Source organism: Actinokineospora sp. NPDC051303, from assembly GCF_055586285.1.
On sequence record NZ_JBVJIN010000001.1, the window covers coordinates 357,147 to 369,799 of the forward strand.

Genomic DNA, 12,653 nt, shown 5'->3' on the forward strand with positions numbered 1-12,653 from the left:
CACGGACTCCACCAAGCCTGTCGGGGCGGTCTAACCGGCACCTTGGCACGGGCTAAAGCTGATCGTCCACAAGGGACGCCAGCGTGGCGATCATCCACTCGCGGGTTTGCACAGCGTGGCGGGGCGCGCCGTGCACGTCGTCATGCTCCAGCAGGCTCAGGTCGCTCACGGTGGCGCGCAGCAGGTCCAGATCCCCGGGCGGGATGATCTCGTCGCGCAGGCTGGCCACGTAGCGCACCGGGATGTCCAGCGCGGCCAACTGCTCCGCGCTCAGCGCCCACCCCGGCAGCAGCGCCGACAGCTCGCCCGCCTTGGTCCCGGTCAGATGCGCCAGGGTGTTCACGGTGACCTTCGGCAGGCGCGACTGCCAAGCGGCGTCGGTGAAGGTCTCTCGAATAGGAGCGCCCGCGGTGACGATCGCTCGAATGCGCGGGTCCGCCACCGCCGCGCGCAGCGCGAGGTGCCCGCTGAAGCTCAGCGTCATCGCCACGGTCCGCCCGACGTCGGCGCGGTCGGCCAGGGCGTCGAGGATCGCGGGCAGCAGCCGCCAGCTTTCCGGGGTGTAGCGCAGGGTGTTCTCGCCGACGCCGGGCAGCTCGGTGACCACTCCGGCGTAGCCGAGTTTCGCCCCAGCCAGCAGGACCGGCGCCCACTGCTCCTTGGTGCTCACGATGCCCCCGCTGATGAGCAGCAGCGGCTTTGGATCCACTGTGGACAGGCCATGCGTCCAGAAGCCGACTTTGCCGCCGAGCAGCGGCAAGTCCAGCCGCTCGATCCCGGTCCCGGCCGCGCTCCACTCGCCGATCGAGCGCACCGCGTTCTCCAGCGCGTCCTGGCGGGCATTGCCGTCGACAAACGGGAAACGGGCGAAGGTGTACCGCTGCGCCGCGCCCAGCAGGTCGCCGTCGGCCTCCAGGTCCTCGGCCCAACTCGACCACTCGTACACCCAGGACCCCGGACCGACCCCATCGGTCCTGATCCGGTCGAACACCGGCCGGTAGTCCCCGATCCCCAGGGATTCGGCGTGCGCGGCGACATACCGCTTCAGTTCCTCGACATCGTTCATCTCAGTCCTCCCGCTCGACGGTCTCCAGGGCGTCCTTGATCTCGGCGAGCACGTCCGCCGCCTCTGCGCCATCGATCACCCGGTGGTCGAAGGCCAGGCTCAGCCGCAGGACCGGCGCGACGACGATCGCGCCGCCGCGCACCACCGCGCGGTCCACGACCCGGCCGACGCCGAGGGTGACCGTGGTGCCACCGACCGAGTGGAACGAGTCGACCGGCCGGTGCCCCAGCGAGGTCACCGCGAACGTGCCCCACACTGCCGAGCGGGTCGCCAGTGGACGGACGACGTCCCGGAAAGCCCGCGCCGCCACCCGCCAGGACGGCTCGGCGTGCAGCCCGCGCACCCCGGCGAACTCCGGGGCGGTCTCGGGGTCGGCGTCACGCAGGTGCTCCACCCGGTCTTGGATCTCGGCGAGGCTCGCCCGGTCGACGTCGCGCAGCACCACGGCCAGCACCACCCGCTGCCCACCGATCGTCTTGTCCAGCGTCAGTTTCCCGTGCACGCCGTCGTGGCGGGCCAGCTTGGGCGGCCACCCGTCGAGGATGGCCGCGTTCGCCTCGGGATGCTTGGCCAGCACCCGGGCCGCGGCGGCCAGGACGTGGGTGACCGTGGAGATCCGCCGCGTGCCCCTGGCCGCGCGCACGGCGGTCATGTCGACCTCGGTGTCGAGGAAGACCGGCGCGAAATCCTTGGTGGCGCGCAGAAAGAACAGCGTGTGCCGCCGCTCGCGCGGCAGGTCGACCACGATCGGCTCCGTCATCGGGCCACCTCGCCCGTTCGCCCGCCCCGCGGCCCTCCGCGCGGTGTCGACGGTTCGCGCGCGATCCGGCTCATACCCGCTCCAACGCGAAGCCCGCTTTGATCCACTTGCTCGACTCGACCGCGATGCCCAGCACCCGGTCGCCGTCGTCCAGTTTCGGCAGGACCCGCTCAAGCTGCTGGAACGGCAGGGCGTTGGCGTTGTTGCCGGTCTCGGTGACACAGCTGACTTCCCGCATCGACGGCACGTCCAGCTCGCGCATGATCCGCGCCGTCATCCGCTCCGAGAGCTGCGGCGGCAGGATGTAGTCCACGTCCGTGTCTGTCCACTGGAGACTGTCCAGCAGCTCCTTGAGGATCTCCACGGCCATCGTCGGCACGGATTCCTCGATCGCCTTGTAGTCCTCCCGCGACCCGGTGCGGCCGGGCACGTGGTCGACCGGCCCGAACCACTCCAGGACCTGCCCTGGCGCGCGGCCGAGGCCGGTGAGCCGGGTCAGCACCCGGCGCAGGACCACCCCGGAGCCGGAATCGGTGGTGAGCACCGCGGCGCCCGCGCCGTCGCCGAACAGGGCCACGTTCACCATCTCCGCGGGCGGCAGCGCGGCCAGGTCCAGCGTCAGGTCGTAGTGCTTGGCGATGACGTCGCCGCCGATGACCAGCGCGTGCCGGTACCGGCCGGTGAGCAGCATCTGCTGGGCCACGTCGAGGGCCTGGAACGCCCCGGCGCAGCCGGACTGGAGCTGGTAGGTGGGCACGTTGTCGATGCCGAGCCGGTCGGCGACCACGTTGACCGTGGCGGGCATCAGGTTGTCCGGCGTCGCGGTCCCCATCACCAGCAGGTCCACGTCCGCGCCGGTGATCCCGGCCGCGTCGAGCGCCTTGCGGCCAGCGGCCTCCCCGAGGTCGGCGAGGGAGTGGCGGATCTCGCCGGAGTCCAGGTCCACCGCCAGGTGCCGAGTCTTGGTGCCGATGAAGGTGTCCACCCACTGCTCCCACAGCGCGTCCATGCCGAACCGGCGCGCCAGGTCGCCGTTGCCGACCGGCGGGCCGGGCAGGGCGGTGCCCACCGACAGCAGAGTGATCTCGGGTGGGGCCAATGGGGAGGTCATGTCAGTCCTTTCATCGCGCGGAGGACTCCTGCGGCATCCTCGGTGCGGTCGCTCTTGTCGATCTGTGGGCAGGGCAGGGCTGCGGGCAGGCGGGTCTCGGCCGGGACTGGCGGTGGGGTCATCGCGCGTGTTCCCGCGCGCCCGCCCAGGTCGGCGAGACGTGGTCGCCGGCTGGCGCGCCGAACCAGCGCCGCAGCGCCCGGTCGAGCCCGGACGGGCCCGCCCAGGCGACGTGCCCGTCCGGGCGGACGAGCAGCGCCCGCGCGCCCGCGACGGCGCCGGGGGCGGCCACCAGGTCGACCCGGTCCCGCCACGGCGCGGCGACCCGGGCCAGGTCGGGGTCGTCCGCGAGGTCGAGCAGCAGGCCGCGGCCCGCGCGCGGCAGCCCGTCGCCCGCCTGGTGGGGGAGTGGCGCGCCGACCAGCGGGTGGTCGTCGCCGAGGTCGTAGCGCAGGCGCGTGCCGGTCACCTCGGCCGCGAGGTGGGCGTTGGCCGCGGGGACCGCGGCCAGTTCGGCGAGGAAGTCGCGCAGACTCGCCACCGCTGGCCCGGGGCCCATCAGCGCGTCCTGGGCCTGGGTGAGCCCCAGCACGCGCGCGGCGGCCGGGTGGCGCTCGGCGTGGTAGGTGTCGAGCAAGCCGGGCGGCGCCCAGCCGCCGATCTCGGCGGCGAGCTTCCAGCCGAGATTGACCGCGTCCTGCACGCCCACCCCGATGCCCTGCCCGCCGAAGGGCGGGTGCACGTGCGCGGCGTCGCCCGCCAGCAGCACCCGCCCGCGCCGGTACGCGGTGACCTGCCGGGTCGCGTTGCCGAACCGGCTCAGCCAGCGCGGCGTGCCCGAGGAGATGTCGACGCCCGCGAGGTCGGCCGCCGCCGCGGCGACCTCGGCGAAGCTCGGCGGGCCCGCGCCGCGCACCGGCGGGCGGGCGAAGTCGCACACGAAGACCCGCACGCTGTCCTCGGTGACCACCGACAGGCCGACCCACCCGCGCTCGGTGCGCAGGAACGGGAACGGCGTGCGCGGCAACGGGATGTCCTCCGCGCGCAGCCCGCCGAGGTCAGCCAGCAGGACGTCCACAGTGGACTCGGTGCCGGTGAACTCGAACCCGGCCAGCCCGCGGACCGCGCTGTGCCCGCCGTCGCAGCCCACCAGGTAGTCCGCGGTGAGCCGGTACGCGCCGTCCGGGCCGGACACGGACACCTCCACGCCGTCCGGCGACTGCCGCAGCCCGACGACCTCGTGCCCGCGCCGAATCTCCGCGCCCAGCTCGGCCGCCCACTCGCCCAGCACCGTCTCGACGGTGGCCTGCGGCACCAGGGCAGCCGCGCGCGGGGTGTCCAGCACGCTCAGGTCGAGCCCGCCGGGCAGCAGCGCGAAATGTCCGTACGCGCCGAACCGCAGCAGCCCGTCGAACCGCTCCGCGAGCCCGCACCACGCCCACGTCCGCAGCGTCCCGGCGTACACCCCGGGAGCGCGCGACTGGCCGGAGGGCGCGGGCAGCCGGTCCAGCACGACCACCGGCGCCCCGCCGAGGCGCAGCTCGCCCGCCAGGGTCAGCCCGGTCGGACCGGCGCCGACGACGACGGCGGTCACGGCGCCGTGGCCGCCGGGACCCGCCGGGCCAGCCCGCCCACCTCGGGCAGCACCTCGGCGGCGAACAGCCGCGCCGACGCGTCGGCCAGGTCCGTGGGCAGCGCGCCGTACTGGAAGCCCGCGTTCACATACGTCACGCCCGCGTCGGCGATGTCGCGCAACTGCGCCACGATCTCCTCCGGGGTGCCCGCCAGCAGCCGCTCATAGGCCAGTGCCTCGTCGTCGGCGTCGATGACATCCGGGGTCGGCGCGAGCCCCAGCGTCGGCTCCGCGCCCTGGGCCAGCGACCGGGAGATCTGGATCTGCCGGGCGACCTCGCGAGCGGCGATCCGGCGGCCGTCCGGGTCGGTGGAGCAGTAGACGAACCGGTTCGCCGCGTACTCGATGCCCTCGGTGGACCGGCCAGCCGCCGCGCTCAGCCGCTCGATGAGCCGCCACTGCTCGCCCAGCTCGGCCGGGGTCGACAGCGCGAGGCCGAGGTGGTGGAAGCCGCGCTCCACCGCGAACTTGGTCGACTCTTCGCTGACCGCGGCCAGCCAGATCGGCGGGTGCGGGGTCTGCGCGGGCTGCGGCAGGACCGTCACCGGCGCGTCGACCCGGTAGAACTCGCCCTCGTGCACGATGTCGGACTCGGTGAACAGGCGGGTGATCAGGTCGACGTGCTCGGTGAAGGTGGCGCGGCTGTCGGCGAGTTCGCGGCCGAACCCGAGGAACTCGTGCGGCTGGTAACCCCGGCCGATGCCCAGGTCGAACCGGCCGCCGGAGAGCACGTCGAGGGTGCTCACGTCGGCGACGAGCCTGCGCGGGTCCCACAGCGGCAGCACCAGGATGCCGGTGCCGATCCGCAGGTCCGGCGCGATGGCGGCGGCCTTGGCCAGCAGCACCAGCGGCGACGAGCTCAGGCTGTAGGTGGAGAAATGGTGCTCGGTCACCCAGATACCGGAGAATCCGCGCCCGTTCGCCCATTCCACCTGGTCGAAGAATTCGCGGTACTTCGTCGCTGTGGCCGCACCGTCGATCGCCGACGACGGGCTGAGATAAGTGATGCCGACACGCACTGGTCATCCCCTGTTCGGTGGTCGGGCGGCGCTCTGTGCCTGGACCATCGCAGCGCGCGCTAACGACGCCCTAGCCGATTTCTAAAGTCCTGACCTTTTCTAAAGGCGCGACAAAGGGCGCGGATTCGGCCATTGCGGGACCCGGCGTGGGTCCCCTAGCTTTTTGGCTATTCCGCCGTGCAGGCCATTTCTCCCCGATCCTGGAGGCCCCGTGTCGTCCGATCTCGCCGACGCCCCGTCGTTTCCGGAGCGCCGCACCTGCCCGTACCACCCGCCCGAGTCCTACCGGCGGATCAGCGCCCGCGGCCCGCTGAACAAGGTGACGCTGTGGAACGGGCAGCGGGTGTGGCTGGTGACCGGGTACGCCCAAGCCCGCCAGCTGCTCAGCGACCCGAGGCTGTCGGCCGACCGCCAGCAGGAGCAGTACCCGACCATGGCCCCGCATCTGCAGGCGCAGGCCGCGCGCAAACTCGTCCTCGTCGGCGAGGACCCGCCGCTGCACGACAAGCACCGCAGGCTGCTCAACCCCGAGTTCAGCCTCAAGCGCGCCCGCGCCATGCGCGCGGGCATCCAGGACATGATCAACGAGCTGATCGACGGCATCCTGGCCATCGGCCCCGGCGCGGACCTGGTCACCGAGTACGCGCTGCCGATCCCGTCGCGGGTCATGTCGGAGCTGGTCGGGGTCCCCTACGCCGACCGCGACTTCTTCCAGGCCGCCACCGCCGGGGTCATGCAGGCCCGCGACGCCGAGCAGTCCCAGCGCGCGGGCACCGAACTGGCCCAGTACCTGGCCACGCTGGTCGAGGCCCAGATCGAGGCGCCCGGCGACGGGGTCATCGGCAGGCTCACCGAGCACGTGCGCTCCGGCGAGATCACCGCGGACGAGCTGGCGCAACTCGCGATGGTGCTGATGATCGCGGGCTTGGAGACCACCTCGTCGATGATCCCGCTGGGCGTGATCACCCTGCTGGAGCACCCGGACCAGCTCGCGGCCCTGACCTCCGGCGCCGTCCCGGTGCCAACCGCCGTCGAGGAGCTGCTGCGCTTCCTGGCCGTCACCGACTTCGCCGCCGTGCGCTGGGTGACCGACGACATCGAGATCGACGGCCACACCATCCGCGCCAAGGACGGCATCGTCGTCTCCTCCACCATGGTCAACCGCGACCCCGGCGTGCACGCCGACCCGCACACCTTCGACCTGGCCAGGGGCAACCGCCAGCACCTGACCTTCGGCTACGGCATCCACCAGTGCCTGGGCCAGAACCTGGCGCGCCTGCAACTGGAACTGGCCTACCGCACCCTCTTCGAGCGCATCCCCACCCTGCGCCTGGGCATCCCCGCCGACGAGATCACGATGCGCGCCACCGGCACCATGCAGGGCGTCGAACGCCTCCCGGTGGTGTGGTGATGCCCCTGCACGTCACCGCCGAACGCGCCCGCTGCATCGGCGCGGGCCTGTGCGTCCTGACCGCCCCCGACATCTTCGAGCACGACGACGAAGAAGGCCTGGTCACCGTCCTGCACCCCACCCCAAACCCCGAGCACCACGACGCGGTCCACCTCGCGAACGAACTCTGCCCAGCCAACGCCATCCGCGTCGCCCCACCACCGTGACGGCACCGCTCCGACGCCGCCGGTGGGCGCGGTGAAAGCCCGCTATCGGTCTCGCGGACAGCCTGCGAAAGGCAGGGACCGGTGCGGGCTAATCGATCACAGCAGTCGGTCGGCGAACCAGTCGGCGATGATGGTGTGCTTTTCGAGGGAGTGGTTGTAGAGGCAGTGGTCGCCGTCGGGCCATTCGAGCCAGGTCTTGTCGTCGGACGCGGCGGCGTCGTGGAGCGCTCGGGCGTTCTCGACGAGGAAAACTTGGTCGGGTGTGCCGTGCAGGACCAGCAGGGGGCACCGCAACGCGCGTAGGTCGTCGGCGGTCAGGCTGAGGTCGCTCAGGATCGCCAGCGCTCGTTCTGGGTTCTGTTCGCCGAGCAGGAGTTGAGCCTTCTCGGTCATGCGGGGATAGCGCAGCGGGAACTCGGCGGGGGTGGTGGTGCCGCCGTTGACGCAGCACGCCTGGATGCGTTCGTCGTGGATGGCCGCGGCCGCCGCGAGGAATCCGCCCATGCTGTTGCCCCAGACGCCCACGCGGTCGTTGAGCCGGGGCTCCTGGGTGATCCACGTGGTGATCGTGGCGAACGCGTCGGTGAAGCCGCTCCCCATGGTCAGGCCTCCGAAGAGGCGGGTTTCGCCTTGGCCGGGCGCGTCCATGAGCAGGACCGCGATGCCGCGCTGGCACAGGTAGGTGGCGCCGGTGTGGTATTCCTCGCGCCAGCCGTCGAATCCGCCGACGACGATGACGGTCGGCGGACTGGTCGCCGTCATCGGCCGAACCGCGCGCGGTCACCGAAGCCGACGCCTGGAGCCACGTCGCCGGACTCACCGTTGGCCAAGACCTCTCCGAACGCGTCCGGCAGATGGTCGGTTCCGTCCCCCAGTTCAGCCTCGCCAAGTCCCACCCTGGCTTCACACCCATGGGACCGTGGCTGGTCACCCCCGACGAGTTCACCAACCCCGACGACCTCGACATCAGCTGCGCGATCGGCGGCGAAGAAGTCCAGAAGGCCCGCACCTCCGAACTGATTTTTTCGGTGCCCGCGCTGATCGCGGCACTGTCCGCCGTTCTCCCGCTGTACCCCGGTGACGTCATCTTCACCGGCACCCCCGCGGGCGTCGGGCACGGCCGGAACCCCCAGCGCTACCTCAAACCCGGCGAAACCCTCACCAGCACCATCGAGCACATCGGACAGCTCCGTCAAACCTTCACCCGTCGCTGACCCTTTCTCGGCTCGTGCGTCCGGGCGACGATTTCAGGCGGTATTGCGGGCCATGAGCAGTGGGACGAGTTGTTCTTCCGTGGTGAGTGACCCGTGGTGGCCGACGAAGGTGCTCAGGCCGGGTTCGGTCGCGGTGCGGACCAGCGCGAGCCGGTCTCGGGCGGCGACGACGAGGTCTCCGATTCGGGGGCGGACGTGGTCGGCGACGTGGGGGCCGAACCATCCGGCTGCGATGGCCTCGTCCCTCGACGCGATCCAGGCTCGGTCGCCGAGTGCGGCGGTCCAGTGGGCGCGCACGTCGGCCAGGGCGCCCGGGGCGGTGTAGACGTGGCGGACGCGGGCCTCGCCGCCGAGGAGGCGGACGCCGTCGTGGAAGCGGGGGTCGTGGTCCAGGTCGACGCGGTCGGGTTCGGGCACGGCGACCATGCCGTGGTCGGCGGTGATCACGAGGGCGGCGCCGGGGGGCAGGCTGTTGGCGAGTGCGGCGGCCAGGGTGTCCACAAAGGACAATTGGTGGCGCCACGGGTCGCTTCCCGGTCCGTAGAGGTGGCCCAAGGCGTCCAAGTCCGCGTGGTAGGCGTAGCAGAACACGCGGTCCCGTTCGCGCAGCGCGGCCGCGGTGCGGCTGACGAGGTCGCCGAGCGCGTGCACGCCGTGGAAGTCGCCGCCGCGCAGGACCGCCCGGGACAGGCCGCTGCCCCGCTGCTCGTGCGGCACGACCATACGCACCGCGACGCCCGCGGCCGCGGCCCGCTCGAAGACGGTCGGGCGTGGCTGGATCCGCTCGGGAACCAGCGCCTGCCGCAGGTCGACCTGCTCGGCGACGCCGTGCCGGTGCCACCGCAGGGCGTTGAGCAGCTCGTCGGGACCGGCGGCGAACGAGTAGCCGACCAAGCCGTGCTCGCCTGCCGCCGCGCCGGTTCCGATGGCGGCGATGCTGGTGGCCGTGGTCGCGGGGAATCCGGCGGTGATCGGGTCGCTGTCGTCGGCGAGCGCGGTCAGGAACGGGGCCTCGGCGCGGTGTTCGCGCAGCGACTCCCACCCCAACCCGTCCACCAGCAGCAGGCACACCCGCGTCGGGCCCGCCACCCCGAGCACGTCCACCATGCCCGGCACCCCGAGCCCGGCCAACAGCGAGGGCACGACCTCGGCGAGTGACCCGGTTCCATACCTCGGCACGAACGGCTCCACAGCGCGACCTTAGCGAGCACGGCGAAGGAGGCCAGCGAATTACGGGTAACGCGCTCTCGGCGCCAGGCGATCACTGGTGCGACGACGGTCCCGCGCGGCGGAGGTTCGGTTGCCAGAAGACATCTGGTTGGCGGTGCGGCGACGATGGGCCGCGCTGACCCCGCTGGTCCTGCGGCCGGGCGGCCCGCGTGACCGGAAAGTCGAGTTTCGACGGCGGTGGAACTTCTTCATCACCCCCGACGTGGCCATCGCGCTCACCGGAATGCGCGGCACCGGAAAGTCCACTTTGCTGAAAGCGATTCGCGGCAGGCTGCGGCTCGACGTCTACCCGGTGCGGGGGGAGAGCCCCGACGCCGAGTCGGACCGGTTCGTCGCGGTGACCGAGCGCGGCAAGAAGCAGATCAAGACGGTCGTCGTCCCCGGCCAGAAGGACTCGGACCAGGGCGAGCGGACGCTGCGGAAGTACTTTCGCAACGGCAAGTCGCCCGACGGCGTGGTGCACGTCGTGTCCTGGGGATACAGCACGATCTGGGACTACACAACGGAAAAGGTCGCCATCGACTCCACGACTGTGGGGAACTCGCCCGCCGGTCTCGACCACGACGTGACCCGGACCCGCGAGTACAACCGCAAGGGCGAGCTCGACGATTTCCGCCGGACCTGCGCGCTGCTCAAGGAGAGTTGGCGCGGCACCCGCAAGTCGCTGTGGCTGGTGATCGCCGTGGCGAAGGTCGACCTGTTCCAGGACGCCGAATCCCTGCGCCGGGCGGGCGAGTACTACCTCCCGGCGGAGCGGCCCGAGGACGACAGCCCGTTCGCCCGCGAGTTGCGCGCCCTGGTGAACAGCCTGGGCGAGCAGCGTTTCGGCGCGGCGAACCGGCCGCGGCTCGCCGTGCTGCCGCTGGTGTCGTTCCCCGAGGACTACCTTGTGGGCGACGCGGTTGTGCGGTCGACGGGCAAGCCGGACGTCGTCTCCGCGCTCCTGACCACCTTCATCGACACACTCTGGGAGTTCAGTGGTGGACAAGGCTGACCGCAGGGCGTTGGGCGCGGAACTGGAGCGCACCCTCGTCCACGCCGAGACCATCCTGGCCGCGGTGGACCAGGCGAACTGGCGGCTCAGCCTGCTTTACGCCTGGCAGGTGGTCTGCCTGCTCGGCGGGTTGGCTGCCGCGAGCGGCCTCTACGCGGCCGGGGGAGACCTCGCCGCCATCATCGGGGTGCTCGTGCTGCTAGTCACGCTGGGCTGCGTCGCGGTGCTGGTCACGGCGACCATGCGGGTCAACCGCGTCCGCGAGCGCGACATCGCGGTCATGGTGGCCCTGTCCCGGACCGTGCGCGACCTGCTGCCCGCGGTGTCGCAGGACGAGGAGTGGTCCGAACTGCGGCTCGCCGCGACCCGGGCCCGCGTGGCGCGGTTCCCGATCTCGGAGCGGTCGCGGTGACCGGGGAGACCGCGTGGACCCACGTCGGCCGCCTCGCCGACGTGCTCCAGATCCTGACCGTGGTCGGCGGCCTGGTCTTCGTGGGGTTCGCCGTGGCGGGCGTGGACGTCCTCGCCGACCCCAGCGACCAGACGCTGCTGCTCGCCGCGATCGTCCTCGGTGTCTCGTCGCTGCTGTCGGTGGCCACGGCCGTGGTTCGGGCGCAGCTTCCCGACAGCGGCTTCCGGGAGGACGGCCGGGCCACGAACCGGATGCTCTACACCGCCGGGGCGGTGCTGCTCGTGCTGGCCCTGCTCGCCGGGGCGCTGCTGCTCTACCGGGACCCCGTGCCCGCCCAGGCGGTGTGCTGAGCCTGTCACAGTCCCGCGCCGCGTCTCGTCCGCTGGGTGAGGACGAGGAGGACACATGGGGAACGGACATCGAGTGGTCGTGCTGGGCGCGGGCTACGCCGGGCTGGTCGCGGCGAAGCGGCTGGCGCGGCGGATCTGCCCGGCTGGGGCGTCGGTGACGCTGGTCGACGCGCGGCCCGCGTTCGTGGAGCGGATTCGGCTGCACCAGGTGGCGGCGGGACAGGCCGTCGCGGAGTTGCCGTTGGCCGAGGTGCTGGCCGGTTCGGGGGCGCGGTTGGTGGTCGGCCGGGTCACCGGGCTCGACCTGGCGGCGCGGGTTGTGCGGGTGGGGGAGCAGGAGATCGGGTACGACACGCTGGTCTACGGCCTGGGCAGCGTGACGGAGGTGGACCGCGTGCCCGGGGTGGCCGACCACGCCGCGGCGCTGTCGGGTCCCGCCGAGGCGCGGCGGCTGGCCGGGCGGCTGAGCGCCCTCGCCGACCGCGGCGGCGTCGCGGCCGTCTGCGGCGGCGGGCCGACCGGGGTCGAACTCGCCGCGGAACTGGCCGAGTCCTACCCGGGCCTGGCCGTCCGGCTGCTCACCAGGGGCGAACCCGGCGGGTGGCTGTCTCCGCGCGCTGCCCGCTACCTGCGGCGTCGGCTCGGCCGAATGGGCGTCGCGGTCACCGCGGGCGCCGAGGTGTCCCGCGTCGACCCGGATGCCGTCGTGCTGGCCGACGGCGGGCGCGTGCCCGCCGACCTCGTCCTGTGGACCGGGGGATTCACGGTGCCGCCGCTGGCGCGCGCGGCGGGCTTGGCGGTGAACGACCGCGGCCGCGTCCTGGTGGACCGGACTCTGCGCTCGGTCTCGCACCCCGAGGTGCACGCCATCGGCGACGCCGCCGCGGCGCCGGGGCCATGGGGCGCGGAGATCGCCTACGGCTGCCGCTCGGGCGGCTTCACCGGACCGTATGTGGCCGACGCGATCGCCACCCGGCTGGCGGGCGGCACACCGCGGCCGTTCCGGTTCCGCTATTTCCACCAGTGCCTGAGCCTTGGGCGGCGCGCGGGCGTGATCCAGTTCGTCCACGGCGCCGACGAGAGTCCGCAGTGGATGTTCCTGCGCGGCCGGATCGCCGCCTGGTACAAGGAAATCGTGTGCCGGTCCGCGGTCTGGCTGTTCCAGCACCCCGGGCCGTACCGCCCGCGGGTCCTGGCGGCGTCGCGACCGGCGAAACGGCCATGAGGTCCGCGGACGGCTCTCGCGC

At 72.4% G+C, this 12,653-nt stretch carries 13 protein-coding genes and 1 pseudogene; 7 read left to right on the forward strand and 7 right to left on the reverse strand.

What is annotated here, in order from left to right:
- Positions 1 to 52: 52 nt before the first annotated feature.
- The 5 genes from ACZ6SD_RS01510 to ACZ6SD_RS01530 all read right to left on the reverse strand — a co-directional run bounded on the left by ACZ6SD_RS01510 (position 53) and on the right by ACZ6SD_RS01530 (position 5,589).
- Complete coding sequence (locus tag ACZ6SD_RS01510; protein WP_465314916.1) at positions 53 to 1,066, reverse strand: alpha/beta hydrolase; 1,014 nt, start codon at positions 1,064 to 1,066, stop codon at positions 53 to 55.
- A gap of 1 nt (position 1,067) precedes the next feature.
- Complete coding sequence (locus ACZ6SD_RS01515) at positions 1,068 to 1,826, reverse strand: 2-oxo acid dehydrogenase subunit E2 (protein WP_465314917.1); 759 nt, start codon at positions 1,824 to 1,826, stop codon at positions 1,068 to 1,070.
- Positions 1,827 to 1,896: 70 nt separating this feature from the next.
- A complete protein-coding gene (locus ACZ6SD_RS01520) occupies positions 1,897 to 2,937 on the reverse strand; it encodes a 3-oxoacyl-ACP synthase III family protein (protein WP_465314918.1) in 1,041 nt (346 codons plus the stop codon).
- 118 nt (positions 2,938 to 3,055) lie between these two features.
- On the reverse strand, positions 3,056 to 4,531 hold the full coding sequence (locus tag ACZ6SD_RS01525) for an FAD-dependent monooxygenase (protein WP_465314919.1): 1,476 nt from the start codon (positions 4,529 to 4,531) through the stop codon (positions 3,056 to 3,058).
- Positions 4,528 to 5,589 (reverse strand): LLM class flavin-dependent oxidoreductase, encoded by a 1,062-nt coding sequence (locus ACZ6SD_RS01530; protein WP_465314920.1) that lies wholly within the window; start codon positions 5,587 to 5,589, stop codon positions 4,528 to 4,530. Before ACZ6SD_RS01530 ends, ACZ6SD_RS01525 begins: the two co-directional genes overlap by 4 nt.
- Before the next feature lie 211 nt (positions 5,590 to 5,800).
- On the opposite strand from ACZ6SD_RS01530, the gene ACZ6SD_RS01535 reads away from it, so the two are divergent.
- Positions 5,801 to 7,000, forward strand: coding sequence for a cytochrome P450 (locus tag ACZ6SD_RS01535; protein ID WP_465314921.1), 1,200 nt, complete (start codon positions 5,801 to 5,803; stop codon positions 6,998 to 7,000).
- Entirely contained in the window at positions 7,000 to 7,206 is a 207-nt protein-coding gene (locus ACZ6SD_RS01540) for a ferredoxin (protein ID WP_465314922.1), read from the forward strand. Before ACZ6SD_RS01535 ends, ACZ6SD_RS01540 begins: the two co-directional genes overlap by 1 nt.
- 96 nt (positions 7,207 to 7,302) lie before the next feature.
- On the opposite strand, the gene ACZ6SD_RS01545 is transcribed toward ACZ6SD_RS01540, so the two are convergent.
- Complete coding sequence (locus ACZ6SD_RS01545; RefSeq protein WP_465314923.1) at positions 7,303 to 7,968, reverse strand: alpha/beta hydrolase family protein; 666 nt, start codon at positions 7,966 to 7,968, stop codon at positions 7,303 to 7,305.
- Positions 7,969 to 8,036: 68 nt separating this feature from the next.
- On the opposite strand from ACZ6SD_RS01545, the pseudogene ACZ6SD_RS01550 reads away from it, so the two are divergent.
- Positions 8,037 to 8,420, forward strand: a pseudogene (locus tag ACZ6SD_RS01550) (fumarylacetoacetate hydrolase family protein); the annotation flags it as partial.
- A 33-nt stretch (positions 8,421 to 8,453) separates the two neighbouring features.
- Here ACZ6SD_RS01550 and ACZ6SD_RS01555 read toward each other — a convergent pair.
- Positions 8,454 to 9,599, reverse strand: coding sequence for an alkaline phosphatase family protein (locus ACZ6SD_RS01555; RefSeq protein WP_465314924.1), 1,146 nt, complete (start codon positions 9,597 to 9,599; stop codon positions 8,454 to 8,456).
- Between the two features lie 121 nt (positions 9,600 to 9,720).
- Here ACZ6SD_RS01555 and ACZ6SD_RS01560 point away from each other — a divergent pair, with 121 nt between their 5' ends.
- Genes ACZ6SD_RS01560 through ACZ6SD_RS01575 form a run of 4 tightly spaced genes read left to right on the forward strand, consistent with a single transcriptional unit; the run spans position 9,721 to position 12,631 of the window.
- Positions 9,721 to 10,644, forward strand: a complete 924-nt coding sequence (locus ACZ6SD_RS01560) for a GTPase domain-containing protein (RefSeq protein WP_465314925.1) — start codon at positions 9,721 to 9,723, stop codon at positions 10,642 to 10,644.
- A complete protein-coding gene (locus tag ACZ6SD_RS01565) occupies positions 10,631 to 11,056 on the forward strand; it encodes a hypothetical protein (RefSeq protein WP_465314926.1) in 426 nt (141 codons plus the stop codon). Before ACZ6SD_RS01560 ends, ACZ6SD_RS01565 begins: the two co-directional genes overlap by 14 nt.
- The gene (locus ACZ6SD_RS01570; RefSeq protein ID WP_465314927.1) at positions 11,053 to 11,406 is read left to right on the forward strand and encodes a hypothetical protein; all 354 of its coding nucleotides are present in this window, start codon (positions 11,053 to 11,055) and stop codon (positions 11,404 to 11,406) included. The genes ACZ6SD_RS01565 and ACZ6SD_RS01570 overlap by 4 nt, the downstream gene beginning before the upstream one ends.
- Before the next feature lie 55 nt (positions 11,407 to 11,461).
- On the forward strand, positions 11,462 to 12,631 hold the full coding sequence (locus ACZ6SD_RS01575) for an NAD(P)/FAD-dependent oxidoreductase (RefSeq protein WP_465314928.1): 1,170 nt from the start codon (positions 11,462 to 11,464) through the stop codon (positions 12,629 to 12,631).
- Positions 12,632 to 12,653: the final 22 nt, after the last annotated feature.

Coding starts and splice junctions, on each gene's coding strand:
- ACZ6SD_RS01540 (WP_465314922.1), top strand. CDS start 7,000: ATGCCCCTGCACGTCACCGCCGAACGCGCCCGCTGCATCGGCGCGGGC.
- ACZ6SD_RS01510 (WP_465314916.1), bottom strand. CDS start 1,066: ATGAACGATGTCGAGGAACTGAAGCGGTATGTCGCCGCGCACGCCGAA.
- ACZ6SD_RS01520 (WP_465314918.1), bottom strand. CDS start 2,937: ATGACCTCCCCATTGGCCCCACCCGAGATCACTCTGCTGTCGGTGGGC.
- ACZ6SD_RS01575 (WP_465314928.1), top strand. CDS start 11,462: ATGGGGAACGGACATCGAGTGGTCGTGCTGGGCGCGGGCTACGCCGGG.
- ACZ6SD_RS01515 (WP_465314917.1), bottom strand. CDS start 1,826: ATGACGGAGCCGATCGTGGTCGACCTGCCGCGCGAGCGGCGGCACACG.
- ACZ6SD_RS01545 (WP_465314923.1), bottom strand. CDS start 7,968: ATGACGGCGACCAGTCCGCCGACCGTCATCGTCGTCGGCGGATTCGAC.